Here is a 23,624-nt window from a genome sequence, read left to right as displayed (position 1 = left end):
GTACCTACTCCGCGCTCTCCGCGTCCAGGGCCACCTTCGCGATGCCCTCCAGGACCGCCTTCGGGTCGTCGTTCTCCTGGACCGCCGCGCCGATCCGCTTCTTGATCGCCTCGCTGACCCTGGGCCACGACGTCTTGCCGACCGGCGGCAGCTCCGAGGTCGGCAGGGCGGCCAGGAACTGGTCGAGGTCCTGGTGCTTGCCGTCCTTCTGCATCGCCTGGGACGCCGAGCGCGTCGCGGGCAGCAGGTCGTACTTGTCCGCGAACGTCGACACGTTCTGGTCGTTGAACGTGAAGTCCAGGAACTTCCCGATCTGCTCGCGGTGGCCGTTCTGCTTGAAGCCCATGATCCAGTCGGCGACGCCCATCGCCGCCTTGGCCTTGCCCTCGACGCCGGGCAGCGGGACCATCCCGTAGTCCACGCCCTTCTTGCGGGCCTCCCCCATCAGCGACGGGTGGCCGTTGAGCATGCCGACGTCACCCTTGGCGAAGGCGTCGAACGCGGCCTGCCGGTTGAGCTTGCCGGGCGCGACCGGTCCCGTGAGACCCGCTTGTACGAGGTCCTTCTTCAGCCACTGGAACGTCTTGACGTTCTCCGGGGAGTCGATGTCGTACCCGGCGACCTGGTTGACGTAACCGCCACCCCCGCTGAGCAGCCACATCATCGTCTCGGCCTGGGCCTCCTCGCTGCCGAGCGGCAGCGCGAACGGGGTCTTCACACCCTTGGCCTTCAGCGCCTTGGCGTCGGCCTCCAGCTGGGCCCAGGTGGTGGGGGGCTCGATGTGCGCCTTCTTGAACAGCGTCTTGTTGTAGAAGAGCAGCCGCGTGGAGGCGACGAACGGGATGCCGTACTGGGTGCGCTTCATCTCGCCCGCGTCCGCGAGCGGCGCCAGGAAGTTGGCCTGGACGGGGATGGAGAGCATCTGGTCGACGGCGTAGAGCTTGCCGCTCGCGGCGTAGTCGGAGTACGCGCCGATCTGCGCGATGTCGGGGGCGTTGCCCGCCTTCACCATCTCGGCGACCTTGGCGTCGACGACGTCCCAGGAGTAGACGGAGACGTCGACCTTGATGCCGGGGTTCTTCTTCTCGAACTCGCTGACAACGTTGTGCCAGTACGCCTTGGTGGAGTCGCCGCCCGCGATGTCGTAGTCGGCGGCGACCAGCTTGAGGGTGACGCTCCCGGAGCCGCTGTCGCTGCCGCATCCGGAGAGGCCGACTGTCATACCGAGTGCGACAACCGCCGCCGTCGTCCCTGCCAAGCGTCGCCGCTGCACGTGTACTGCTCCACCCTCGTTGTTGCCAGTCGTTCCCCCGTGAACGCCCTGTTCGCAACGTCCTGTCTACATGAGCTGCGATCTTCTCCCGCAGCCGGGGCTGAGGTCTACACCACTTGGGTCTCACTTCCGCAACTTCTGCCGCGAGGCGAACGCGCGTACGCCCCCAATCCGTACGGGACTTGGGAAAACGCTTACCCGTCACACGGTGAGTGGACTAGACCTTTCATGGGTGAACGAGCCAGACTGTCCCCCGTGAGACACGTCATCGCCCTGGATGTGGGCGGCACCGGGATGAAAGCCGCCCTCATCGGGGTGGACGGCAGCCTGCTGCACGAGACCCGCAGGCCCACCGGCCGCGAGCGCGGCGCGGACGCCGTCGTCGAGGGCATCCTCGACTTCGCCGCCGAGCTGCGGGCGTACGGCGAGGAGCGCCTCGGCGAGAGCGCGCTGGCAGCCGGCGTCGCCGTGCCCGGCATCGTCGACGCCGAGAACGGCATCGCGGTCTACGCGGCCAACCTGGGCTGGCACGACGTCCCGATGCGGCGCCTGCTCAGCGAGCGCCTGGACGGCATCCCGGTCGCCCTCGGCCACGACGTGCGCACCGGCGGCCTCGCCGAGGGCCGCATCGGCGCGGGCAAGGGCGCCGACCGGTTCCTGTTCATCCCGCTCGGCACCGGGATCGCCGGGGCCATCGGGATCGACGGCCGCATCGAGCCGGGCGCCCACGGTTACGCGGGCGAGATCGGCCACATCGTCGTACGCCCCGGCGGCATCCAGTGCGGCTGCGGCCAGCGGGGCTGCCTGGAGCGCCTCGCGTCCGCCTCCGCCGTCACCCAGGCGTGGGCCGAGGCGAGCGGCGACACGGACGCGGACGCGGCGGACTGCGCCAAGGCCGTCGAGTCCGGCGACCCGAAGGCGATCGCCGTCTGGCAGGACGCGGTCGACGCGCTCGCCGACGGCCTGGTCACCGCGCTCACCCTGCTCGACCCCCGCACGCTGATCATCGGTGGCGGACTCGCCGAAGCCGGGGAAACCTTGTTCGTACCGCTACGGGCGGCCGTCCAGGAGCGCGTGACGTTCCAGAAGCTGCCCTCGATCGTCCCGGCGGCCCTCGGCGACACGGCGGGCTGCCTGGGCGCGGGCCTGCTCGCCTGGGACCTGCTCGCGAAGCCGGAGCACCCCGGCGCCCCCACTCCCCCTTCCACGGAGGTAACCGCCTGATGGCCGCTAGCAGTGTTCTCTCCGGCGCCCGCGTCGTCCTGCCGACCGGCGTCGTCGAGAACGGACGCGTGATCGTCGAGGGCGGGAAGATCGCCGGTTCGGCGCCGGACGACGCGGCCCGCGTCGACCTCACCGGCCACTGGGTCGTCCCCGGCTTCGTCGACATGCACGTACACGGCGGCGGCGGCGCCTCCTTCACCAACGGCACGGTCGAGGACGTCCTCAAGGGCGTCCACACCCACCGGCTGCACGGCACCACCACCATCGTCGCCTCCACCGTCACCGGCGAGATGGACTACCTGGCCCAGCGCGCAGGCCTCCTGTCCGAGCTGGTCGAGCAGGGCGACCTGGCGGGCATCCACTTCGAGGGCCCGTTCATCTCGCCGTGCCGCAAGGGCGCGCACAGCGAGGACCTGCTGCGCCACCCGGACCCGGCCGAGGTGCGCAAGCTGATGGACGCCGCACGCGGCACCGCGAAGATGTTCACGCTCGCCACCGAACTGCCCGGCGGCCTCGACTCCGTACGGCTGCTCGCCGAGCACGGCGTCGTCGCGGCCATCGGCCACACCGACGCCACGTACGAGCAGACGGCCGAGGCGATCGACGCGGGCGCCACCGTCGCCACCCACCTCTTCAACGCGATGCCCGCGCTCGGCCACCGCGCGCCCGGCCCGATCGCCGCGCTCCTGGAGGACGAGCGGATCACCGTCGAGCTGATCAACGACGGAACGCATCTGCACCCCGCCGCGCTCGAACTCGCCTTCCACCACAAGGGTGCGGGCCAGGTCGCGTTCATCACGGACGCGATGGACGCGGCCGGGTTCGGCGACGGGCTCTACCACCTCGGGCCGCTGGAGGTCGAGGTCAAGGAGGGCGTCGCCCGCCTCGTCGAGGGCGGCTCGATCGCGGGCTCCACGCTCACCCTGGACCGCGCGTTCCGCCGCGCGGTGACGATCGACGGCCTCTCGGTCGAGGACACCGTCCGCGCCATCTCGGCCAATCCGGCGCGCCTGCTCGGCGTGTACGACAGGGTCGGCTCCCTCGAACCGGGCAAGGACGCGGATCTGGTGGTCCTGGACGCGGAGTTCACGGTCAGGGGCGTGATGCGGCGCGGCGAGTGGATCGTGGAGCCGGGCCGGGTCTGAGTCGACCATGGCCGGTGGCGGTTTCCGGACCGTCGAGGTCCAGGACTCCGTCCGCTGCGAACCGTTTACGGGGTCTGGGCCCGGCCACGGTGTCTTTGGCATGATCACCTCGTGATCCTCACCGTCACGCTGAACACCGCGCTCGACATCACCTACCGGGTCCCGGCCCTCGTCCCGCACGCGAGTCACCGCGTGGACGAGGTCACCGAACGGCCCGGCGGCAAGGGCGTGAACGTCGCCCGCGTACTGGCCGCGCTCGGCCACGAGAGCGTGGTCACCGGCTTCGCGGGCGGCCGCACCGGCGCGGTCCTGCGCGAACTGCTCGCCCCGCTGGCGCCCGTCGACGCGCTGGTCCCGGTCGCCGGGACCACCCGCCGCACGATCGCGGTGGTGGACTCGGCCACCGGCGACACCACCCAGCTCAACGAGCCGGGCCCGCAGATCACGGCCGCCGAGTGGGACACGTTCCTGGCGGCGTACGAGTCGCTGCTGCGGGAGGCGGACGCGGTGGCGCTCTGCGGCAGCCTGCCGCCGGGGGTGCCGGTGGGCGCGTACGCGGACCTGATCCGTCGGGCCCGCACGGCCGGTGTCCCGGTCCTCCTGGACACCAGCGGCGAACCCCTGCGCCGGGGCCTCGCCGCCCGCCCCGACCTGGTCAAGCCCAACGCCGACGAACTGGCCCGCCTCACCGGCTCCCGCGAGCCCCTGCGCGCGGCCCGGGAAGCGCGCCGCCGGGGCGCGCACGCGGTGGTCGCCTCACTCGGCGCCGAGGGCATGCTGGCGGTCACCCCGGACGGAACCTGGCAGGCAACCCCACCGGCCAAGGTCCACGGCAACCCCACGGGCGCGGGCGACTCGGCGGTCGCGGCCCTGTTGTCGTCCCTGGTGGACAACCTGCCATGGCCGGACCGCCTGACGCGGGCGGTGGCGTTGTCGGCGGCGACGGTTCTTTCGCCGGTGGCGGGGGAGTACGACGGGGCGGCGTACGGGGAGTTGCTGGGCAGGGTCCAAGTAACCCCCGTGAGCACAGCCCCCTAGGGGCGCGGGGAACTGCGCGAGCAACCCAGCACGATCCGCACCCGAAACGAGACGTAACCCGCCGACTACTTCTTCGTCTTACTGATCTCGACCCAGTCGAAAATCGCGTCGCACTGGTTCCCCTGCTCACAGGAGAACTTGATCGTGTTCGTCCCCTTCTTGAGCGTGACCTGGGTCCAGGTGGTCTGCCAGTTCTTCTCGAGGTTCGGGTCGGTGGACCCTATGAAGTTCCCCAGCCGGATCGGCTGCGCGTTCGGCTGCCCGTTGACCGTGACCGTCGCGTTCGCTTCCTTCGCCGGGTTGGCGTACCGCACGTAAAGGAAGTAACCGCCGTTGGACGGCAGATCGGCCTGCCAGGTGAGCGAGGCGCCGACCTGGTTGAAGCCGTTGACGTACGCGCCGCCGGTGCCCTCCGCGCCCTTGACGTCCTTGGCCAGCACCGTGCCGCCGCCGAGCTTCAGCGTCGCCGCGTCCTGCTTCGGCAGGTCCGCCGCCGGGGAGGCCGAGTCGGACGGCTTGTCGGAGGGCTGGGTGGGGGCGCTGGCGGACGCGCCGCCGGACGGCTTGCCGCCCGCGTTGTCGTCCTTCTTGCTGTCGCTGTTGCTGAGCAGCGCCACACCGATGCCGATGACGACCGCCGCGACGACCGCGACCGCGCCGATCAGCAGACCCTTGGTGTTGGGGCCACGGCCACCGCGTCCGCCGCCGTGACCACCGTCGGACGGCGGCCCCTGGCGGGTGGGGGCACCACCGGGGTACGTCTCGGGCGCGGCGTACTGCGCGGTGGGCTGCCCGTACGGCTGCTGACCGTACTGCTGCTGCGGCTGACCGTAAGGCTGCTGGCCGTACTGCTGCTGCGGCGGGACCTGGCCGTACTGGCGCTCGCCGACCGTACGGACCTGGTTGTACGAGGTTCTGGGCACGCCGGGCTGCTGCGGGGTGGCCGGACCGGGGTAGCCGTAGCCGTAACCGCCGGAGCGGGGCGGGGTGGCGCCGGAGGCCTGCCCGTCCTCGTACAGATAGCCGAACGGATCGTCGTCCTCGGGCGTGCTCGCGCCGTTGTTGCCGGGCGTCATCCGGGGTCACTCCTCACTGTTCGCCAGCCGTCGCCGACCGGCCGAGCCTACCCCGAACGGCCGACATCATGGCTTGCCCCCAGGGCCTGTCCGGTGGATCTGGCCTGGGACGCGCGGCTCTGGCACGCACATCTGCCGCGTTGTCGTCGGTTGCCGACGCTCCGCGTCGCCGCCCTCCTCCGCCTTGCAGCTGCACGCACCAGACCCCCGCTCACCAGCACCGAAAGGGCATCCGAGACCGCATGCGGCCAGATCCACCGGACAGGCCCGACCGTACGGCCAGAAGGCTCACAGCTGACCAGCGGCTACCCGGCGCGCCGGTGCACCTTGGAGCGCGAGCGCTTCTCGATGTACATCCGCTGGTCGGCGGAGCGCAGGACCTCTTCGACGGACATCCCGCAGCTGGCCCAGCCGATGCCGAAACTCGCCCCTACCCGGACCGCGCGGCCGTCCACCCTTATCGGCGGGATGATCGCGTTGCGCAGCCGTACGGCGAGGTCGGCGGCGTCGGCCGCGCCCAGGCCGTCGGCGAGGACGACGAACTCGTCGCCGCCGAGCCGGGCGACCGTGTCCCCGTCGCGTACGCCCGTGGTGAGCCGGCGTGCGACCTCGATGAGGACGGCGTCGCCGGTGTTGTGGCCGAACCGGTCGTTGATCGACTTGAAGCCGTCGAGGTCGCAGAAGAGGACGGCCAGGCCCTTGCTGCCGTCGTCGACGTCGCCCTCGGGCGGCGCGACGGTGTGGACGTGGTGGTCGAAGGGGCCGCCGCCCGGCACCGCCTCGAAGTCGAAGCCGCCCGGCGCGCACACGGCGTGCCCCGGCGTCTCGCCCCGCCCGTCGTGCGCCCCGTACGCCGCGTCCAGCGCCTCCACGGCGCTCGCGCCGACCGCGTACGGCCGCTGGCACAGGCGCGAGGAGAGGCGGGCGCGCAGCTCTGCGCTGTTGGGGAGACCCGTGAGCGAGTCATGTGAGGCGCGGTGGGCGAGCTGGAGCTCGTGCCGCTTGCGCTCCTCGATGTCCTCTACATGGGTGAGCAGAAAACGGGGACCGTCGGCGGTATCGGCGACGACGGAGTTGCGCAGCGAGACCCAGACGTAGGTGCCGTCGCGGCGACCCAGCCGCAGCTCAGCGCGGCCTCCCTCGGCCGAGGTGCGCAGCAGCAGACCGATGTCCTCGGGGTGGACGAGGTCGGCGAACGAGTAGCGGCGCATCACGGAAGCGGGCCGTCCGAGCAGCCGGCAGAGCGCGTCGTTGGTGCGCAGCAGACGTCCGTGCTGGTCACCACCCATCTCGGCGATGGCCATGCCGGACGGCGCGTACTCGAAGGCCTGCCGGAAGCTCTCCTCGCTGGCCCGCAGCGCCTGCTGCTCGCGCTCCAGACGGACCAGAGCGCGCTGCATATTTGCGCGAAGCCGGGCGTTGCTGATCGCAATGGCGGACTGCGAGGCGTACATCTGGAGCGCTTCGCGCCCCCACGCGCCGGGGCGCCGCCCGTTGCGCGGCTTGTCGACCGAGATGACGCCCAGGAGCTCCCGCCCGCCGCCCGACGCGTACATCGGCGCGTAGAGCCGGTCCTGGGGGTGCCACTCGTCCTCGAAGCGCGGCTCGGGCCCTTCGGTGTACCACTGCGGCACATCGTCCTCGAGGAGCACCCAGCCCTCGGTGTGCGGGATGAACCGCAGATCGCCCCAGCCCTCACCCATGGTGAGCCGGCGTTCCCAGGAGGCGCGCGAGCCGACGCGGCCCGTGATCAGAGCCTCGGCAGCGGCATTGCCCGCGAAGGCGGCAACGACCAGATCCCCATCAGGGCGTACGAGATTGACGCAGGCCAGCTCGTATCCGAGCCCGGCGATGACGCCATCGGCGACGGTCTGCAGCGTGTCCGCCAGACTGCGGGCCGTGTTCAGGTCGGTGACCACCTGATGCAGCTGCCGCAGAGTCGCAAGACGGACGTACGGCTCCGACTCGGTCTCCATTGCTCGCTCTCCCCGAGACCTCGACAGCAACTCCAGGATTCTTGATCGGCGCGACTTCTCTGTGGGCGTCTGTTGGGCGCTTTTCGTGCAGTGTCCCCGTCACTGAATCACAGCGAGCTGCCCACTCGGTACACAGGGTCAACAATTACTGCACTCTGTGACTCAAGTCACATGGGGTGATGAGAGGGGTGGATTCGCCACCCATGAAGGCTGCTTGCGTTCGCTCCAGCAAACGGGCATTAATGCCGGTTTTTGGGGCCGGTAGGCGCTCGAACGGACGGTCGACTTTGCAGGAGGGGGTGAGGGTGGGGGGAAGGGGTTCGGGGCGGGGCGGGGCGGACGGCGTCGGCCAGGGAAGCCGGAAAAGTCGGTTGTGATGGGAAAAGTGCCCTGGTCCTAGGACTTCCGACGCAGCGCCAGGGCTCGATCTGCGCCCCTTCTGGTCCCAGGGGCCGATGTGCGGGGTGGACCCCGGAGACTAGCGTTCCGTACGTGTTGCAGACAGACCTTCTCCGAGCTCTTCCGTCCCTCCCGGCGCAGAACCCGCATGCTGAGGGGGTGAGCAACGACGAGTTCCGGGCCGCGATGTCCCGGCTGGCCGCCGGAGTGGTCCTGGTGACCGCCCACGACGAGGACGCCGGCCCGCGCGGCGAGGACGTCGGCATGACGGCGACGGCGTTCCTGTCCGTGTCCATCGACCCGCCCCTGGTCCTGGTGAGCGTACGAAACGGCTCCCGCATGGACGACCTGCTCGCGGAACAGCCGCTGTGGGCGGTCTCGGTCCTGGCGGAGAGCCAGCGCCACGTCGCGGGCCGTTTCGCGATGAAGGGCCGCATCAGCGACCGTCTGCTCTTCGACGACATCCCGTACAAGCGCGGCCCGATCAGCGGCGCGCCCTTGGTGGGCGGTGCCCTGTCGACCCTGGAGTGCCGCACGGAACAACGCGTGGAGGCGGGCGACCACACGCTGGTCATCGCACGGGTGCTGGGGGTGGACCTGCCGAGTGCGGAGGGGGGGCCGCTGTCGTATTTCCGGGGCAGGTACCGGCAGTTGGGGTGAGGGGCGGCTTACGTCGGGGCGGAGCCCCTACCAGTCCCGGCCGCTGCGGCCGCGCTTCGTGTCCGCTCGTGCCTTCTTCTCGCGCAGCCGCCGCTCGTTGATCCCGCGAGGGATCTTCGTCGCGCGGCGCGGCTTCGGCGGCGGCGCGGTCGCCTCCGCGAGCAGCGCGGCCAGCCGGACCGCCGCCGTCTCCCGGTTGCGCCACTGCGACCGGTGCTCGGAGGCCCGTACGGTCACGACGCCGCCCACCAGCCGCGAGGCCAGCCGTTCCAGCGCCCGCGCCTTCCACACCTCCGGGAACGCCTCCGTACGCGCCAGGTCGAACCGCAGCTCGACCTGCGAGTCACTGGTGTTGACGTGCTGCCCGCCGGGCCCGGAGGACCGCGAGAAACGCCACATGAGCTCGGCCTCCGGGAGGGAGACGGAGCCGCGGATGAAGTAGGGCCCGGACATGCCGTCCATGGTCCCCCGAGGACGGCACCACGTCACCCTCTTTTGCGTCCGCCCCCGCTCGCCGACGCCCGGGCAAAGAAAGTAAAGAGAGCTGGAACCTCCACCTCCCCTGCGGACGTTAAGGGGGGTGACGGTAGCTTCGGGAACAGCCGTAGCCCGCACCACATCACGATGAAGGGGACATCCCATGGCTGTAAGCCTGTCCAAGGGCGGCAACGTCTCGCTCACCAAGGAGGCTCCGGGCCTGACCGCCGTCTCGGTGGGCCTCGGCTGGGACGTCCGCACGACCACCGGCACCGACTTCGACCTCGACGCCTCGGCGATCGCGGTGAACGCGACGGGCAAGGTCTACTCCGACGCGCACTTCGTCTTCTTCAACAACAAGTCGACGCCGGACCAGACCATCGTGCACACCGGTGACAACACCACCGGCCAGGGCGAGGGCGACGACGAGTCGATCAACGTCAACCTCGCGGGCCTCCCCGCCGACGTCGACAAGATCGTCTTCCCGGTCTCCATCTACGACGCGGAGAACCGCTCGCAGAACTTCGGCCAGGTCCGCAACGCGTACATCCGCATCGTCAACCAGGCCGGCGGCGCCGAGATCGCCCGCTACGACCTGAGCGAGGACGCCGCGACCGAGACCGCGATGGTCTTCGGCGAGCTGTACCGCAACGGCGCGGAGTGGAAGTTCCGCGCGGTCGGCCAGGGCTACGCCTCGGGCCTGGTCGGCATCGCCCAGGACTTCGGCGTCAACGTCTGAGTGGTGTGACGGACGAAAGCCCCCGGCAAGCTCGCCGGGGGCTTTCTCAGCTTCGGGGCCGCAGGACGCTTCCTAGTACCGCAGGTCCTTCTGGTCCGTGATCACGCGACCGGCGATGTACAGGTTGCCGTCGGAGTCGAGTATCCCGATGATCTTCTTCGTGGAGCCGTGATAGGTCGTGAAGTAGATCTTGTCCGCCTCCTGGGAGGTGGAGAAGTTGGTGTTCACCGACAGCTCGATGCTCACCGGCGAGCTGATGAGCACGTCCTTCTTGGGCGAGTTCGGATAGATCTGGTTCGGCCGCAGCTTGACGCGGCCGTGGGTGTCGCCCTCGTCCCAGTCCGACGCCACGCCGAGATCGATGTCCGCCATGAGGCTTCCTCCCGAGTTCCGGCGGGCCGTTTCCTCATGGGCTTCGGCCGCGTCGTTCAGTGCGTGAAGCCCCGACAGGACGTGCCCGCTCCCCAGTGAAAGAGCTTCCCGGGCCGAGTGACGTACGACGTCACTCGAACCGACCCAGAACCTACACAGCTCGGTCACCTGGCGGTACCAGGCCGCGTGAATATGACTGGATTTTGCTGGAGTTGGTCACGATGGTTCCGGTTCGTGATCTTTGATGCAGGCGTACGGGAGTTGAGCCCCAGCGCTCCCCCGACCTGCTCCGGCCCCCACCGCGATCACATCGCTAACCGGACACGACTCACTCCCTGACGGACACATTCCGGTCAAATATTTGTCGGCACACTGTCAAAAAGCGGTCATCAACTGGCACGCTCCACCCACGCACCACACGCAGCAGCCATCGCTGCCGTACCCATCGCTGCCGTACCCACCGCAAAAACAACTGAACGGGCGCCACCACTCGCACCACCCCCCACGCACCACGGATCGAGTGAAGGAGAACCCCCGGTGAGAACCAGCTTGCGTGCCGCCGCACTTGCCGCCACCGCCGCCATGGTCGTCGTCGGCGTGCAGTCCGGCGCCACCGCCGGCGCCGCCAACCGCGAGGCGGGGGCGACCGCGCTGCCGTTGAGCGTGTCGGCGCGGGCCGCCGCGTTGCAGGACGCGCAGAACGCCGCCACCGCCACCGCCCGCCAGATCGGGCTCGGTGCCAAGGAATCGCTCGTCGTCCGCGATGTCATCAAGGACGCCGACGGCACCGTCCACACCCGCTACGAGCGCACCTACGACGGCCTGCCCGTCCTCGGCGGCGACCTCGTCGTGCACGCCAAGAAGGACGGGAGTCTGAAGGGGGTCAGCAAGGCCTCCGACGCGCGGATAGCCGTCGCCACCTCCGGCGTCTCCCTCAAGGCCGCCCCCAAGAACGCCCGTAAGGTCGTCTGGGCCGCCGACAGCAAGCCCGTCCTCGCGTACGAGGCGATCCTGAAGGGGACGCAGCCAGACGGCACCCCGAGCGAGCGCCATGTCATCACCGACGCCGCCACCGGCGCACAGCTCTACGCGTACGAGGCCATCGACACCGGCACCGGGACCAGCGAGTACTCCGGCAAGGTCACGCTCGGGACGACCAAGAGCGGGTCCACGTACAGCCTGACCGACGCCGGGCGCGGCGGGCACAAGACGTACGACCTCAAGGGCGGCTCCTCCGGGACCGGCACACTCTTCACCAAGGCCGTCGACACCTGGGGCGACGGCACGCCCGGCAACCGCGAGACCGCGGGCGTCGACGCGCACTACGGCGCCGCTGTGACCTGGGACTTCTACAAGACCGAGCTCAACCGCAACGGCATCGCGGGCAACGGCAAGGCCGCGTACTCCCGGGTCCACTACGGCAACGCGTACGTCAACGCGTTCTGGGACGACAGCTGCTTCTGCATGACGTACGGCGACGGCCAGGGCAACAAGAAGCCGCTCACCGCGCTCGACGTCGCCGGGCACGAGATGAGCCACGGCCTCACCGCCGCCACCGCCAAGCTCAACTACAGCCGCGAGTCCGGCGGCCTCAACGAGGGCACCAGCGACATCTTCGGCACCTCGGTGGAGTTCTTCGCCAACAACCCGTCCGACCCCGGTGACTACCTCATCGGCGAGAAGATCGACATCAACGGCAACGGCACCCCGCTGCGGTACATGGACAAGCCCAGCAAGGACGGCCAGTCGGCCGACTACTGGTCGTCGACCGTCGGAAACAAGGACGTCCACTACTCCTCCGGCGTCGCCAACCACTTCTTCTACCTGCTGTCCGAGGGCAGCGGCGCGAAGGTCATCAACGGGGTCAGCTACAACTCCCCGACGTACGACGGCTCCAAGGTCACCGGGATCGGCCGGACCAAGGCGTACAAGATCTGGTACAAGGCCCTGTCGACGTACATGACGTCGACGACCAACTACGCGAAGGCCCGCACGGCCACGCTGAAGGCCGCGTCCGATCTGTACGGGGCCACCAGCACCGAGTACAAGACGGTCGCCGCCACCTGGACCGCCGTCAATGTGAAGTAGCCCCGAAAGGGATCAACTCGCCTTGCTCTACGGGGACTTGGGCTTGCCGTCCCCGTAGAGCCAGGTGTCCCACAGGTCCGTCAGGTCGTGGCCGGACTTCTCCTCGACGTAACGGGTGAAGTCGTCGGTGGAGGCGTTCGCATGGCGATGGTCCTTCGCCCAGCCCTGCACGATGTCGTAGAACGCGTCGTCGCCGACGGCCTTGCGGATCTGGTGGATCACCATCGCGCCGCGCTGGTAGACGGGTTCGTCCGAGATGTGCGCGGCCGACGGCGGCGCGGCGGGCGGGAAGGCCCAGATGTTGTCGTCGGCGCCCTTCTTGTACTGCTCGTCGAAGTGCGCCTGCGCCGACTCGCCGCCGTGGTCCTCGCTCCACAGCCACTCCGCGTACGTCGCGAAGCTCTCGTTCAGCCACATGTCCCCCCACTTCTTCGGCGTGACCGAGTCGCCGAACCACTGGTGGGCGAGCTCGTGGGTCAGCGTCGAGACGTCGAGCTGGTCGACCGGGATCACCGGGCGGTTCTGGGTCTCCAGGGCGTACTCGGCCGATCCCTTGGGCGCGACGACGACGCCGGTGGAGGAGAAGGGGTACGGCCCGAAGTTCACTTTCTCCCATTCCAGGATCTCGGGCAGCTTGGCGACGACGTCGGCGGAGTCCTTGGCCGCGGCAGGGTCAACTGCCGTATAGATGGGGATTCCTGACGGTGTCTTGGATTCCTTGATGTCGTACTTGCCGATGACGACCGTCGCCAGATACGTCGCCATCGGCTCGCCGGTGTGCCAGGCGAAGGTCGTCCGCCCGTTGGCCGTCGACATCGACTTCAGCTCACCGTTGGAGATCGCCCGCAGCCCCTGCGGCACGGTCACCTTGATGTCGTACGTGGCCTTGTCGCTCGGGTGGTTGTTGGACGGGAACCACGCCATCGAGCCGGACGGTTCGCCCAGCGCGAGGGCGCCGTCGGCGGTGCGCAGCCAGCCCTCGTGCGAGTCGTCCTGGTCGGTGAGGGTCTTGGGGGTGCCGGAGTAGCTGACGCTCGCGTTGAACTCGGCGCCCTTCTTGAGCTCGTCGGCCGGACGCAGGGTCAGTTCGTCGCCCGCCCGGTTGGCGTCGGCGCGCTTGCCGCCGACGGTCGCCGAGCCGACGTCCATCCCCGCGAAGTCGAGGTTGAAGGCGCTGAGGTTCTGGGTGGCGCGGGCGGTGAGGGTGACGGTGCCGGTGAGGTGGTTGCGGGCCGGGTCGTAGTCGAGGGCGAGGCTGTAGTGCTCGACGTCGTAGCCGCCGTTGCCCAGCTTCGGAAAGAGCTTGTCCCCCACCCCGGCCGCACCCGGCTTGCCCTCGACACCGCCGGTGCAGGCCGTGAGGGCGAGGACGAGGGCGGTGGCCGCGCTGGGGATGGCTAGCCGACGTATCCGACGTATCCGATGTATCGGGCTGGGGTGATCCACGCGGTCGATCTTACGGGGGTGGGGGGCGGGGTGCCCGGGCCCCGGGGGCGGGGCGGTTGGAGGTTGGGGGGCGGGGGTCGGGTGCCCTTGCCCCGGAGTGGGGGGCGGTGGATCCGGGGTGCGGGGGCTCGCGCCACGTGGTGGCCGGGGTGTGGGGGCGTGCCCGAGCCCCGTGGTGCGCGGGGTGTGGGGCCCGGGTGCGGGGTGGGCGCGCCACGTGGTGGCTGTGGGCAGGGTGTGGGGGCCGGGGTCGGGGTGGCCCCGGCCCGGGCGGGCTACTTGGTGAGGGCCGCCACGCCCGCCTTGGCGTACTTCTCGTCGAGGTCGCCGCTCGGGGCCCCGGCCACGCCGATGCCCGCGATCGGGGCGCCCTTCGCCTGGACGGGTGCGCCGCCCGCGAGGAAGAGGGTGCCGGGGATGTCCTTGAGGTTCGGGGCCTGGGCGAGGCGACCCGCCAGAACCGACGTGGGGGCGTTCCAGGAGACGGCCGTGTACGCCTTGCGCCCGGCCGACTCGTACGACTGCGGGCCGGCCCCGTCCCCGCGCAGGGTGACGACGGTGTTGCCGTTCCGGTCGACGACCGCGACGGAGACGCGCTGGTTGTCCTGCCGGGCCGCGTCGAGGGCGGCGTCGGCGGCCTTCATGGCGGCGTCGACGGTGAGGTGGGTGGAGGTGGTGAGGTCGCGGGGTGCGGGGTCGGCTGCGGCACCGGTCTTCGCGGGCGCGGCGGTGGCGCTGACCGCGCCGAAGGTTCCGGCGCCGAGGGCGGCCGCGGCGAGCGCGCCGACGAGGATCTTCTTGTTACGGCTGGTGATGCGGTTCGTGTCCATGCTTCGATCCTGGGCCCGGCCCCCGCCTCACCCCGTCGGCGTACCGGCTCGTCCCCGCTCCCGTACCGGTGGACCCACCCCTCAACCGATCGGTTGATGCGGGGGTGGCCCGGCCGGGTCAGGATGAGTACGGATGCGTACGTACGCGCAGGTCAAAGGCGGGAGGCGAGTGTGGGGACCGACGGCATCGGGACGACGGCCGCCGACGAACGCTGGCTGCCCGCCGTCATGCACGCCGCCTTCTTCCTCCTCCTCGCCGCCTCGCTCGCCCGCTTCCTGATCCGCCACCCCGGCGACCCCCGCACCCCGTGGATCATCGCGCTCTCGGTCGCGCTGGCGGTGTTGTACGTACTGGGCCCGGCGTACGTACTGGCGTCGGCTCCGGGGACGCGGCCGACGCCCGGGCGGCGGTCGGTGTGGCTCGGGGTGGTGGTGGCGGTCTGGATGGTCCTGGTCGTGCTCGCGCCGAGTTTCGCGTGGTGCGCGGTGCCGCTGTTCTACACGGGGCTGCGGACCCTGCCGACCCGGGCCGCGCTCGTCCTCGTCGGCCTCCTGACCGCGTTCGTCGTGGCCGCGCAGCTGATGCTGGCCGACGGTTTCGACCCGAACCTCGTGTTCGCCCCGCCCGCCGTCGCGGCCGTCGCCACCGCCGTGTTCGTCCATATGCAGCGCCAGGCGGACCGCCAGCGCCTGCTCATCGACGACCTGCTGCGCACCCGGCGCGAACTGGCCGCCACCGAGCGCCGCGAAGGCACCCTCGCCGAGCGCCAGCGCCTGTCGATGGAGATCCACGACACGCTCGCCCAGGGCCTGTCCAGCCAGCAGATGCTGCTCCAGGCGTCGGAACGCGTCTGGGAGTCCGACCCGGTGGCCGCCCGCCGCCATGTCCGTACGGCCGAGTCGATCGCCGAACGCAGCCTCGCCGAGGCCCGCCGCTTCGTCCACGACCTCGCCCCCGCGGAGCTCGCGGCGGGCGGAAGCCTGCCGGAGGCGCTGCGGTCACTGGCGACGCGGGAGTCGGAGGCGGCCGGTTCCGCGGCGGGTCTTCTCGTACGACTGCACGTCGACGGAACACCCACCACCCTCCCCGACCGCGTGGAGTCCGCGCTGCTGCGGATCGCGCAGGGGGCGCTGGCGAACGTACGCGAGCACGCGGGCGCGCAGACGGCCGCGCTCACGTTGACCTATCTGGGTGACCAGATCGTGCTGGACGTCGCCGACGACGGCCGCGGGTTCGTGGTGCCGGAGGCCGGAGGCGGCCGTGCTGGTCGGGGCCACGGGCTGCCCGCGATGCGGGCGCGGGTGCGGCAGCTCGGGGGCAGCCTGACGGTGGAGTCGGCGCCGGGGGAAGGGGCGGTGCTGTCGGCGTCGATCCCGTTGGAGCCTGATTCTGTTTCTGAGCCGGAGGAACGGTTGTGAACCCCGTACGGATTCGGATCCTGCTGTGCGACGACCACGCGGTCGTACGGGCCGGACTGCTCGCCCTGCTCGGCAGCGAGCCCGACATCGAGGTGGTCGGGGAGGCGGGGAGCGGCGAGGAGGCGGTGGCGGCCGTCGCCAAGGAACGGCCGGACGTGGTGCTGATGGACCTCCAACTCGGCCCCGGTATCGACGGGGTCGAGGCGACGCGGCGTATCTCGGCGACGGGGGTGCGGGTGCTCGTCCTGACGACGTACGACACGGACGCGGACATCACGCGGGCGATCGCGGCCGGGGCGACGGGGTATCTGCTGAAGGCCGAACGCCCGGAGGAGCTGTTCGCGGCGATCCGGGCGGCGGCGCAGGGACGTACGACGTTGTCGCCCCCGGTGGCGAGCCGCGTCATGGAACGCATGCGGGGTGCGGGCCGTCCCGCGCTCACCTCCCGCGAACGCGACATCCTGGCCCAGCTCTCCCAGGGCCTCGCCAACCGCGACATCGCGCGGGCGCTGTTCATCAGCGAGGCGACGGTGAAGACGCATCTGGGCCGGATCTACGAGAAGTTGGGGGTGGACACGCGGGCGGGGGCGGTGTCAGTGGCGAAGGAGCAGCGCCTGCTGCCGTAACGGGGGCGTTTCCCCCACCCCGCCCCTTCCCTAAACCCTCCGGGGGTGGGTGGGGGTGAAGGCGGTCTCCCGGGGCGGGGCCCCGGACCCCAGGCGGGGCTGCGCCCCTGCACCCCGCTTCGTCTGCGGATCGTGCTGGGTTGCTCGCGCAGTTCCCCGCGCCCCTTAAATGGGCCCTTCGGGCCCTCCTAGGGGCGCGGGGAACTGCGCGACAAGCCCCCACCGGCGGCCAGACAAAGAACCCGGCCGCCCGCCCAGGGCTTTCGGGAAGGGGCGGGGTGGGGAATCCGCCCGCCGCAGGCGGCACCCCGGGGGGGGCTCCGGAAGGGGGTCAACCCCCATCCGTGGGACCATCGACCGTGCTCGACATCGGCTACTCCCTCTCCAACCGCTTCCCCGACCCCCCACAGACCGACTACCGCCGCGCGGACGTACACGCACTGCGCCACGACCTCTTCTGCGGCGACGTCTACCTCGCGGACACCAACGCGGACCGCGAAGTATCCACAGCCTGGGGATGGGTCCCGGTACTCGACTTCGCCTGGGCGCTGTGCGACACCGTCGAGGCACTGGACGTCGACCCCCGGGGCAGCCGCGCGTCGAGGCCCCAGTACGCCGAGATCGACTTCACCGAGTCCACGGACCGAATGCTGTTCGAGCGACGGTTCGGCTGGGTGGACGTGGAGGCCGACTGGATGCCCGGCGACGAGCCGCCGCTCACCTTCAGCCACCGCCTCCTGCGCCGCGAGGCCCGCGACTTCCTCCACGACGTGATCGCCGACCTCACGGACATGCACGAGGACCTGGCCGACAACCCCGTGATCTGGACCCTCCAGTCCCGCTTCCCCCGCCTGACGGACTAGCGCTACGGGGTCGGCACCTCAGCCAGAGCCGAGCGCGGGTCGGGGCCCGGGCGGCCAGCCCACCGCACCCAGCACCGGGCCCGGGCCAACGGCACACCGCACCCAGCCCGGGCGCGGCCCCAGCCCGCACACCGCGCCCAAAAGCCACGTCACCCCACCACCCGCACCCCCACCTCCGCCGCGAACGCCGGCGCCAGATCCACCAGCTGCGTCGGCGTGATCACCGCACCCGACAGGCGGTCCACGCCCCGCGCGATGTCCAGGACCGCCGCACCCCGCAGGTCCACGTCCTTCATCCGCGTCCCCGTGAAGTCCGCCCGCCGCAGCTCGCAGCCCGCGAACGCCACGCGGTCCAGGCGCGCCATGGCGAAGTCCGGCTCCGAGAGCACGCAGTTCTCGAAGACCACGTCCCGCAGCTCCGCGTCCCGCAGGTTGAGGTAGTCGATCTTGCCGCCGCGGATCAGGACCCGCTCCAGGACCGCACCGTGCAGCTGGATGCCGCCCATGCGGACGTCGTGGATCTCCACGTCCCGCAGGGACGCGCGGGACAGGTCGGTGCCCACGCCCCGTACACCCGAGAGCACCGAGTCGATGAGGCGCGCGCCCGCGAGCCGGGTCTCGTCCAGGACGCAGCCGTAGAGACCGCAGTCCATGAAGCGCGATCCGTTGCCCTCCTGGCCCGACAGGTCCAGGTTGCGGAACTCCAGCCCGTCGTAGTCCCCTTCCGTCTCCAGCTCCGCCGGACCATGCGGCGCCAGCGGCGGCAGCCGCACCTCCGGTCGCCGCACCGCCGTCACTTCCCTCGCCCTTTTCGCCATGGCTCCATGCTGGACCACACCACTGACAACCGCCCCGCCCCTTACCTGCCACATTCAGTCGCCTGTCACATTCCACCTACCGTTCTCCGTCTCTAACGGTGAGTGCCCGTACAGCGACAGGAGAGCAGCATGGACCGGATCACCGTCATCGGCGGCGGCCTCGCCGGGCTCACCGCGGCCATCACCGCAGCCGAGTCCGGTGCACGCGTGAACCTGTACGAGTCGCACCACACGCTGGGCGGACGCGCGCGTACGGCCGAGGGGCCCTACCTCACCAACGACGGTCCGCACGCCCTCTACAACGGCGGTCCGCACTGGGCCTGGCTCAAACGGCGCGGCCTGCTCGGTCCGGTCGCCTCCGTACCGCCGCTGGAAGCCGCGCGATTCCGCTTCCACTGGGACGGCACCCTGCGCCACACCCCGCCGCTGGCCCTGCTCAAGCTGGCCCGGCAGAGTCCGGAACTCGCGCCGGTGGACCAGGACTTCACCTCCTGGGCGGCCCAGATCGTCGGCGCCAAGGCGGCCCGCGCGGCCGCGCACTACGCCGCCGTCGCGGTCTTCCACCACGATCCGGGCTCGCTCTCCGCCGCGTTCGTCCAGGAACGGCTGCACCGGGCCGCCGCGCTGCCGCCGGAGGCCCGGTATCCGGTGGGCGGCTGGGGGGCGCTGGTCGAGCGGATGGCCACGCGCGCGTGGGAGCTGGGTGTGCAGGTGGAGACCACCGCGCGCGTGGACGCGCTTCCCGACGACCACGGCCCCGTCGTCATCGCCACCTCGCTCGACGCCGCCCGCCGGCTGCTCGGGGACGACTCGCTGCGCTGGACGAGCGGCCGCACCGCCCTGCTCGACCTCGGGCTCACCTCGCGCCGGGGCGACCCGTTCATCGTCTCCGACCTGGAGGCGCCCGGCTGGATCGAACGTTTCACCGCCCACGGCCGCACCCTCGCCCCCGCCGGACACCAGCTGCTCCAGGCCCAGTTCCCGATCGCCCCGCACGAGTCGAAGGCCGACGGCGTCGCGCGCGGGGAGCGGCTGCTCGACGCCGCGTTCGCGGGCTGGCGCCAGCGGGTCGCGTGGCGCCGCGACGCGCTCGCGGCCGGTCGTACGGGCGCGGTCGACCTCCCCGGCACCACCTGGCGCGACCGCCCGGCGATCGACCGCGGCCACGGCGTGTACGTCGCGGGCGACATGGTCGCGGCGCCCGGAGTCCTCTCGGAGGTGGCGTTCACCAGCGGAATCGAGGCGGCGGCGCTGGCCGTGCGGAGCCTGCGCCTGACGTCGCTCAAGTCGGCTTGACCCCGCTTGACATCAAGCGCACTTGAGGTCGGAGGGTAAGGGGCGTACCACCACCAACAGGAGCAAGGTGAGCCCCATGCACGCGATCCGCCTCCACGCCTTCGGCCCGGCCTCGAACCTCACGTACGAGAAGACGGAGGACCCCGTCCCCGGCCCCGGCGAGGTGCGGATCGCCGTCGCCGCGGCCGGGGTGCATCTGCTCGACACGGCCCTGCGCGAGGGCCTGACCGGCCCGTACCCCGCGCCCGCCACCCTCCCGACCGTCCCCGGCCGCGAGGTCGCGGGCACGGTCGACGCGCTCGGCGAGGGCACCGACCCCGCCTGGCTCGGCAAGCAGGTCGTCGCCCACCTCGGCATGGCGCCCGGCGGCTACGCCGAACTCGCCGTCGTCGACGCCGCCAGGCTCCACGAGATCCCCCCGAACCTCGACCCCGCCGAGGCCGTGGCGATGATCGGCACGGGCCGTACGACGATGGGCATCGTCCAGTTCGCCGACCTGGGCCCGGACTCGGTCGCCATCGTCCTGGCGGCGGCGGGCGGCATCGGCACCCTGCTGGTGCAGTACGCGAAGAACGCGGGCGCGACGGTGGTGGGCCTGGCGGGCGGCCCCGCGAAGACCGCACGCGTACGGGAGAACGGCGCGGACCTGGCGATCGACTACCTGCTCCCCAACTGGCCGGATTTGATACGCGAGTTCGTCCCGTCCAACCCCACAGTCGTCTTCGACTCGGTGGGCGGCCCCACGGCCCGCGCGGCGGTGGACCTGCTGGGCCCCGGCGGCCGCCACCTGATCTACGGCTGGTCGAGCGAGGGAATCCGCGACGGCGGCCCCCTGACGTTCACGGAGGAATACCTGACGGAGCGCGCCATCACGTCGGAGAGCGTCCTGGGCCCCACGATGCTGTCCCGAGCGGGCGGCCCCGACCCGATCCGCACCCTGGAAACCCGCGCCCTGACAGAAGCGGCAGCGGGCCGCCTCCGCCCGGCGGTCCAGCGCTATCCCCTGGCGGACGCGGCGGAGGCGCATCGGGCGCTGGAGACGCGGGGGACTACGGGCAAGGTGGTCTTGATCCCCTGACGGGGCGCGGACTAGCCGAGGACTGCCAATGCCTCCGCCACAAGAGCGCGCGCCTCGGCGCCCCGGCGGGCCTCCTGCGAGAGTCGCTGAAAGGCTCGTTCGTACAGCTCCACTTGGCTCGGCTGTGTGAGCGTGGAAGCGGAATCCAGCGTGTCCGCGTGCACCCTGGTGTCATCGAAGATCGTGAAAGTCGGCATGGGCCACACCGTCCGCTGCGCTGCGAACGGGATGATGCCTACAGCGACATGCGGGAGATCCATGGCCCCGAGCACCTGGCCGAGCTGTGCGGCCATCGTCTCGGCGCTGCACAGCCGATGACGCAGGACCGACTCCTCCAGGACGAACGAGAACCGGCACGCGCCTTTGCTCAACACCTCGTTGCGCTTCATGCGGGCGGTCACGGCATCGCCCACGTCATCGGGGGTTCCCCGGAACCGCGCGATGGACGACAGCAGAGCGGCTGCGTATCCGGGCGTCTGGAGGAAACCGGGGATCACGTCGGATACGTAGACCCGAAACACTCCGGTCCGTTGATAGAGATCCCCTGTGGACTCCTGGAGGAGGCGCAGACCGCTCCGCTGGAGCCTTCGCCACTGAACATGGGCGTTGGAGGACTGCCGGTTCGCCGCGATCAGGTCCGGGACCTGGCCGTCGGCTCCACAGGCCCTGCACCATGCTCTGATGTCCGCGTCGGACGGCGGTGTCCTGGCGTTCTCGATGCGCGACGACTTCGACTCCGACCAGCCGCACCTGACAGCCAGCTCCCGCCCGCTGATTCCCGCGTCCTTCCGGATGTCGCGCAGACGGCCGGCCAGGTCCTCGCGGGCCTTCTGAACGCTTGAAGAGGGGTGTGGAGGCAAGGAACTGGCTTTCGTCAGACTTCGTACAGGCGGTGCGGGACCGCTCGTTTCCAGACGGCTTCGAAGGCTGTGGAACACAATTTCACGGTCTCCGCATCCGTCGTTACCTCATCCTCGACCACCGCCCCGTCTCCCGAGAAGTGGTGAACCCTGAGCAGGGCGTCGTCGAACAACCAGAAGTCGTTGCCCGGCAGGGGGATGTCCGTGGCCCGTCGTCGTGGCAGCCACCGGATCTCCTCGCCCGCCGTGATGTTGGCGTGCGTGACGTAGTGCTCCCAGCGGATGTACTCCGAGACGGGTTCGGAGACGACCCGGGCGCGACGAATGACCACACCCCGCGCCACGGTGTCCGAGATCAACTGGTCGTACGGATGCCACCAGGATTCACGGTCCGCCCAATCGATCCGCTCACCGCGCCGCCACGCGTCGAACCGGTCCGTCGGAGCATAGGAGTCGCGCAACTCCAAGTGGACGGCGGACCGCTCGCACCGCCCGAGCAGCTCAGCGAAGCTGGGCACGCTGGATGGCATCACAGGCCTCCCTGATCATCGGGATCATCCGCGCCGGAATCCTGACGATGGCTTCGCTGTCGGGGACCGGGCCGTTCGCGGGGCTGCTTGCCTCGCACTGCGCCTGAGTCTCGACATTCGGCTTCCATCCCTGCACCAGGATCTCTTGGGTCTTCGCGTCCGCCCACACGGTGGGGCAGTGATCCCGGTCGGTGTCCGGGTCGATACCGACGAACTCCACAGCCATGGCTGACTCCCTGGTCCAGGTGCTTGCTCCGGCTTGCACAAGCCTTGCTGAGCACCATCGACGGCGTCAATACAGCTACTGTCACAGCGAATTGGCGTGCAAACACATGCAAGTTCATGGAGACCCAGCCACGTTGGCTCCTAGCGTCCTCATCACCACGACAGCACCGAGGGGATGGTGACGAGTGATGTGGGCTGTCCAGCCGGGTTCGCCGTATACGCCGAAGCCTTCCAGCCCTTTGGACCAAGCCAACGAGAGGAGGCCCATCATGGGCAGGGATGAAGTGAACGGTTACGACCTGGGGCAGAACGAGACGATCACCCCGGCCGACCCCCCGACCGAGGAGCCCGACCAGCACGAGGACGGAGACGATGAGCAGTGATCCACCCGAGAGCAGCGGAGGCGCCCGCGCGACGCTCCGCGAGTTCCTGAAGCACGACCTGCCGGAACGGTCGGAACTCTCCTGGGTCTGCCGGGCCCACAAGGACCCGGCGGCCATGCGGCTCGTGCTGCGCAAGCGTTACGTGTGCGAGCACTGCCGACGCGACGGGGCCCGCCCCTGAGTCGGCCACCTGACAGCCGCTGGGCCAGTTCATAAGTGCCTTATGTGCATGTGCACTTGACGTCGCAAGAGGCGTGCTATGTCGCAGACCGACTCGGAGTTCGTCGACCTGCTCGCGAACACCCGGCGTTCGGCCGTCCATCTGGAGATGCGGGACGGATACGGGATCGGCGAGGAGGTGGCGGAGTTCGAGGCCTGGCGCGCCGGCTGGCGCCCGGACCCCGACCCCGCCGCCTGGTGGAACGACTTCCACACCTGGGTACGTGACGCGACCGCACGCGGCGTCGCCTTCCGCCGCGCGCGCATCGTCTCGGAACCCGTGAGCGAGTACATCGCCTACGAGCACGGCTGTACGTACCAGAACCTGGCGGCAGGCGAGTCGGTCCGCTGGCTTCCCCGGCGGCGGGCATCGGACCTCGCCCTGCCCGGAAACGACTTCTGGCTGTTCGACGAGCGCGTCATCATGTGGAACCACTTCACCGGAACAGGCAGTTCAGCGGGCCCGGAGCTGGACGAACGCCCCGAGGTGGCGAAGCTCTGCACGACCGCCTTCGAGACGGTCTGGGAGCGGGCCACACCGCACGCCGACTACCGGATCTGATC

24 protein-coding genes are annotated in these 23,624 nt (G+C 70.4%); 13 read left to right on the top strand and 11 right to left on the bottom strand.

Annotation, left to right across the window (positions count from 1 at the left end; genetic code table 11):
* Positions 1–4 precede the first annotated feature (4 nt).
* Positions 5–1,222 carry an extracellular solute-binding protein gene (locus BG418_RS29510; protein ID WP_188277031.1) on the bottom strand — a complete coding sequence of 406 codons (1,218 nt, stop codon included), beginning with the start codon at positions 1,220–1,222 and terminating at the stop codon, positions 5–7.
* A 306-nt stretch (positions 1,223–1,528) separates the two neighbouring features.
* On the opposite strand from BG418_RS29510, the gene BG418_RS29505 reads away from it, so the two are divergent.
* From BG418_RS29505 to BG418_RS29495, 3 genes are all read left to right on the top strand, one after another.
* Positions 1,529–2,497 carry an ROK family protein gene (locus tag BG418_RS29505; protein ID WP_188277030.1) on the top strand — a complete coding sequence of 323 codons (969 nt, stop codon included), beginning with the start codon at positions 1,529–1,531 and terminating at the stop codon, positions 2,495–2,497.
* Positions 2,497–3,642, top strand: coding sequence for an N-acetylglucosamine-6-phosphate deacetylase (gene nagA, locus BG418_RS29500; protein ID WP_188277029.1), 1,146 nt, complete (start codon positions 2,497–2,499; stop codon positions 3,640–3,642). The genes BG418_RS29505 and nagA overlap by 1 nt, the downstream gene beginning before the upstream one ends.
* A gap of 111 nt (positions 3,643–3,753) precedes the next feature.
* Positions 3,754–4,680: a 1-phosphofructokinase family hexose kinase gene (locus BG418_RS29495; protein ID WP_188277028.1), complete on the top strand. Its 927-nt coding sequence runs from the start codon at positions 3,754–3,756 to the stop codon at positions 4,678–4,680.
* 65 nt (positions 4,681–4,745) lie between these two features.
* On the opposite strand, the gene BG418_RS29490 is transcribed toward BG418_RS29495, so the two are convergent.
* On the bottom strand, positions 4,746–5,756 hold the full coding sequence (locus BG418_RS29490; protein WP_188277027.1) for a CBM35 domain-containing protein: 1,011 nt from the start codon (positions 5,754–5,756) through the stop codon (positions 4,746–4,748).
* A gap of 305 nt (positions 5,757–6,061) precedes the next feature.
* The gene (cdgB, locus tag BG418_RS29485; protein WP_188277026.1) at positions 6,062–7,732 is read right to left on the bottom strand and encodes a diguanylate cyclase CdgB; all 1,671 of its coding nucleotides are present in this window, start codon (positions 7,730–7,732) and stop codon (positions 6,062–6,064) included.
* 492 nt (positions 7,733–8,224) lie between these two features.
* Between cdgB and BG418_RS29480 the strand changes: the two genes are divergently transcribed.
* Positions 8,225–8,791 carry a flavin reductase family protein gene (locus BG418_RS29480; protein WP_399000748.1) on the top strand — a complete coding sequence of 189 codons (567 nt, stop codon included), beginning with the start codon at positions 8,225–8,227 and terminating at the stop codon, positions 8,789–8,791.
* Between the two features lie 27 nt (positions 8,792–8,818).
* Here the strand turns inward: BG418_RS29480 and arfB are convergent, their stop codons facing one another.
* Positions 8,819–9,253 (bottom strand): alternative ribosome rescue aminoacyl-tRNA hydrolase ArfB, encoded by a 435-nt coding sequence (gene arfB, locus BG418_RS29475; RefSeq protein ID WP_188277025.1) that lies wholly within the window; start codon positions 9,251–9,253, stop codon positions 8,819–8,821.
* Positions 9,254–9,431: 178 nt separating this feature from the next.
* Here arfB and BG418_RS29470 point away from each other — a divergent pair, with 178 nt between their 5' ends.
* The gene (locus BG418_RS29470; protein WP_188277024.1) at positions 9,432–10,007 is read left to right on the top strand and encodes a TerD family protein; all 576 of its coding nucleotides are present in this window, start codon (positions 9,432–9,434) and stop codon (positions 10,005–10,007) included.
* 72 nt (positions 10,008–10,079) lie between these two features.
* Here BG418_RS29470 and BG418_RS29465 read toward each other — a convergent pair whose 3' ends face one another.
* On the bottom strand, positions 10,080–10,379 hold the full coding sequence (locus BG418_RS29465; RefSeq protein ID WP_188277023.1) for a DUF6342 family protein: 300 nt from the start codon (positions 10,377–10,379) through the stop codon (positions 10,080–10,082).
* 582 nt (positions 10,380–10,961) lie between these two features.
* Here BG418_RS29465 and BG418_RS29460 point away from each other — a divergent pair.
* Positions 10,962–12,467: a M4 family metallopeptidase gene (locus tag BG418_RS29460; RefSeq protein ID WP_188277280.1), complete on the top strand. Its 1,506-nt coding sequence runs from the start codon at positions 10,962–10,964 to the stop codon at positions 12,465–12,467.
* A 27-nt stretch (positions 12,468–12,494) separates the two neighbouring features.
* Here BG418_RS29460 and BG418_RS29455 read toward each other — a convergent pair whose 3' ends face one another.
* Positions 12,495–13,913 carry a M1 family metallopeptidase gene (locus BG418_RS29455; RefSeq protein ID WP_399000743.1) on the bottom strand — a complete coding sequence of 473 codons (1,419 nt, stop codon included), beginning with the start codon at positions 13,911–13,913 and terminating at the stop codon, positions 12,495–12,497.
* A 275-nt stretch (positions 13,914–14,188) separates the two neighbouring features.
* Entirely contained in the window at positions 14,189–14,743 is a 555-nt protein-coding gene (locus BG418_RS29450) for a heme-binding protein (protein WP_188277022.1), read from the bottom strand.
* A 228-nt stretch (positions 14,744–14,971) separates the two neighbouring features.
* Between BG418_RS29450 and BG418_RS29445 the strand changes: the two genes are divergently transcribed.
* The 3 genes from BG418_RS29445 to BG418_RS29435 all read left to right on the top strand — a co-directional run bounded on the left by BG418_RS29445 (position 14,972) and on the right by BG418_RS29435 (position 17,651).
* Positions 14,972–16,162, top strand: coding sequence for a sensor histidine kinase (locus BG418_RS29445; RefSeq protein ID WP_223185648.1), 1,191 nt, complete (start codon positions 14,972–14,974; stop codon positions 16,160–16,162).
* Positions 16,159–16,788: a response regulator gene (locus BG418_RS29440; RefSeq protein ID WP_188277020.1), complete on the top strand. Its 630-nt coding sequence runs from the start codon at positions 16,159–16,161 to the stop codon at positions 16,786–16,788. The genes BG418_RS29445 and BG418_RS29440 overlap by 4 nt, the downstream gene beginning before the upstream one ends.
* A 359-nt stretch (positions 16,789–17,147) precedes the next feature.
* Complete coding sequence (locus BG418_RS29435) at positions 17,148–17,651, top strand: hypothetical protein (protein ID WP_188277278.1); 504 nt, start codon at positions 17,148–17,150, stop codon at positions 17,649–17,651.
* Positions 17,652–17,800: 149 nt separating this feature from the next.
* Here the strand turns inward: BG418_RS29435 and BG418_RS29430 are convergent, their stop codons facing one another.
* A complete protein-coding gene (locus tag BG418_RS29430; RefSeq protein ID WP_223185540.1) occupies positions 17,801–18,469 on the bottom strand; it encodes a pentapeptide repeat-containing protein in 669 nt (222 codons plus the stop codon).
* Between the two features lie 129 nt (positions 18,470–18,598).
* Here BG418_RS29430 and BG418_RS29425 point away from each other — a divergent pair, with 129 nt between their 5' ends.
* Both BG418_RS29425 and BG418_RS29420 read left to right on the top strand, forming a co-directional pair.
* On the top strand, positions 18,599–19,765 hold the full coding sequence (locus BG418_RS29425; RefSeq protein WP_188277018.1) for an NAD(P)-binding protein: 1,167 nt from the start codon (positions 18,599–18,601) through the stop codon (positions 19,763–19,765).
* A gap of 76 nt (positions 19,766–19,841) precedes the next feature.
* Positions 19,842–20,843, top strand: a complete 1,002-nt coding sequence (locus tag BG418_RS29420; protein WP_188277017.1) for a zinc-binding dehydrogenase — start codon at positions 19,842–19,844, stop codon at positions 20,841–20,843.
* Positions 20,844–20,854: 11 nt separating this feature from the next.
* Here BG418_RS29420 and BG418_RS29415 read toward each other — a convergent pair whose 3' ends face one another.
* The 3 genes from BG418_RS29415 to BG418_RS29405 are packed head-to-tail and all read right to left on the bottom strand — an operon-like array spanning position 20,855 to position 22,459.
* Entirely contained in the window at positions 20,855–21,703 is an 849-nt protein-coding gene (locus BG418_RS29415; protein WP_188277016.1) for a helix-turn-helix transcriptional regulator, read from the bottom strand.
* 14 nt (positions 21,704–21,717) lie between these two features.
* Positions 21,718–22,233, bottom strand: a complete 516-nt coding sequence (locus BG418_RS29410; RefSeq protein WP_188277015.1) for a DUF6879 family protein — start codon at positions 22,231–22,233, stop codon at positions 21,718–21,720.
* Positions 22,205–22,459, bottom strand: coding sequence for a hypothetical protein (locus tag BG418_RS29405; protein WP_188277014.1), 255 nt, complete (start codon positions 22,457–22,459; stop codon positions 22,205–22,207). Before BG418_RS29405 ends, BG418_RS29410 begins: the two co-directional genes overlap by 29 nt.
* 371 nt (positions 22,460–22,830) lie before the next feature.
* Here BG418_RS29405 and BG418_RS29400 point away from each other — a divergent pair, with 371 nt between their 5' ends.
* On the top strand, positions 22,831–23,022 hold the full coding sequence (locus tag BG418_RS29400) for a hypothetical protein (RefSeq protein WP_188277013.1): 192 nt from the start codon (positions 22,831–22,833) through the stop codon (positions 23,020–23,022).
* 78 nt (positions 23,023–23,100) lie between these two features.
* Entirely contained in the window at positions 23,101–23,622 is a 522-nt protein-coding gene (locus BG418_RS29395; protein WP_188277012.1) for a DUF6879 family protein, read from the top strand.
* Positions 23,623–23,624 lie beyond the last annotated feature (2 nt).

The organism is Streptomyces sp. CBMA152 (genome assembly GCF_014596475.1).
Lineage (GTDB): Bacteria > Actinomycetota > Actinomycetes > Streptomycetales > Streptomycetaceae > Streptomyces.
The sequence above is the reverse complement of the archived record's forward strand: the minus strand, read 5'-3'. Positions and strand labels throughout refer to the sequence as shown.

What these genes read in the sequence shown, in the direction of transcription:
- nagA (WP_188277029.1), top strand. Translation starts at nt 2,497, where the DNA reads ATGGCCGCTAGCAGTGTTCTCTCCGGCGCCCGCGTCGTCCTGCCGACC.
- BG418_RS29395 (WP_188277012.1), top strand. Translation starts at nt 23,101, where the DNA reads ATGTCGCAGACCGACTCGGAGTTCGTCGACCTGCTCGCGAACACCCGG.
- arfB (WP_188277025.1), bottom strand. Translation starts at nt 9,253, where the DNA reads ATGGACGGCATGTCCGGGCCCTACTTCATCCGCGGCTCCGTCTCCCTC.
- BG418_RS29510 (WP_188277031.1), bottom strand. Translation starts at nt 1,222, where the DNA reads ATGACAGTCGGCCTCTCCGGATGCGGCAGCGACAGCGGCTCCGGGAGC.
- BG418_RS29400 (WP_188277013.1), top strand. Translation starts at nt 22,831, where the DNA reads ATGAGCAGTGATCCACCCGAGAGCAGCGGAGGCGCCCGCGCGACGCTC.
- BG418_RS29410 (WP_188277015.1), bottom strand. Translation starts at nt 22,233, where the DNA reads ATGCCATCCAGCGTGCCCAGCTTCGCTGAGCTGCTCGGGCGGTGCGAG.
- BG418_RS29470 (WP_188277024.1), top strand. Translation starts at nt 9,432, where the DNA reads ATGGCTGTAAGCCTGTCCAAGGGCGGCAACGTCTCGCTCACCAAGGAG.
- BG418_RS29405 (WP_188277014.1), bottom strand. Translation starts at nt 22,459, where the DNA reads ATGGCTGTGGAGTTCGTCGGTATCGACCCGGACACCGACCGGGATCAC.
- BG418_RS29460 (WP_188277280.1), top strand. Translation starts at nt 10,962, where the DNA reads ATGGTCGTCGTCGGCGTGCAGTCCGGCGCCACCGCCGGCGCCGCCAAC.
- BG418_RS29420 (WP_188277017.1), top strand. Translation starts at nt 19,842, where the DNA reads ATGCACGCGATCCGCCTCCACGCCTTCGGCCCGGCCTCGAACCTCACG.
- cdgB (WP_188277026.1), bottom strand. Translation starts at nt 7,732, where the DNA reads ATGGAGACCGAGTCGGAGCCGTACGTCCGTCTTGCGACTCTGCGGCAG.
- BG418_RS29465 (WP_188277023.1), bottom strand. Translation starts at nt 10,379, where the DNA reads ATGGCGGACATCGATCTCGGCGTGGCGTCGGACTGGGACGAGGGCGAC.
- BG418_RS29490 (WP_188277027.1), bottom strand. Translation starts at nt 5,756, where the DNA reads ATGACGCCCGGCAACAACGGCGCGAGCACGCCCGAGGACGACGATCCG.
- BG418_RS29450 (WP_188277022.1), bottom strand. Translation starts at nt 14,743, where the DNA reads ATGGACACGAACCGCATCACCAGCCGTAACAAGAAGATCCTCGTCGGC.
- BG418_RS29425 (WP_188277018.1), top strand. Translation starts at nt 18,599, where the DNA reads ATGGACCGGATCACCGTCATCGGCGGCGGCCTCGCCGGGCTCACCGCG.
- BG418_RS29445 (WP_223185648.1), top strand. Translation starts at nt 14,972, where the DNA reads ATGCACGCCGCCTTCTTCCTCCTCCTCGCCGCCTCGCTCGCCCGCTTC.
- BG418_RS29430 (WP_223185540.1), bottom strand. Translation starts at nt 18,469, where the DNA reads ATGGCGAAAAGGGCGAGGGAAGTGACGGCGGTGCGGCGACCGGAGGTG.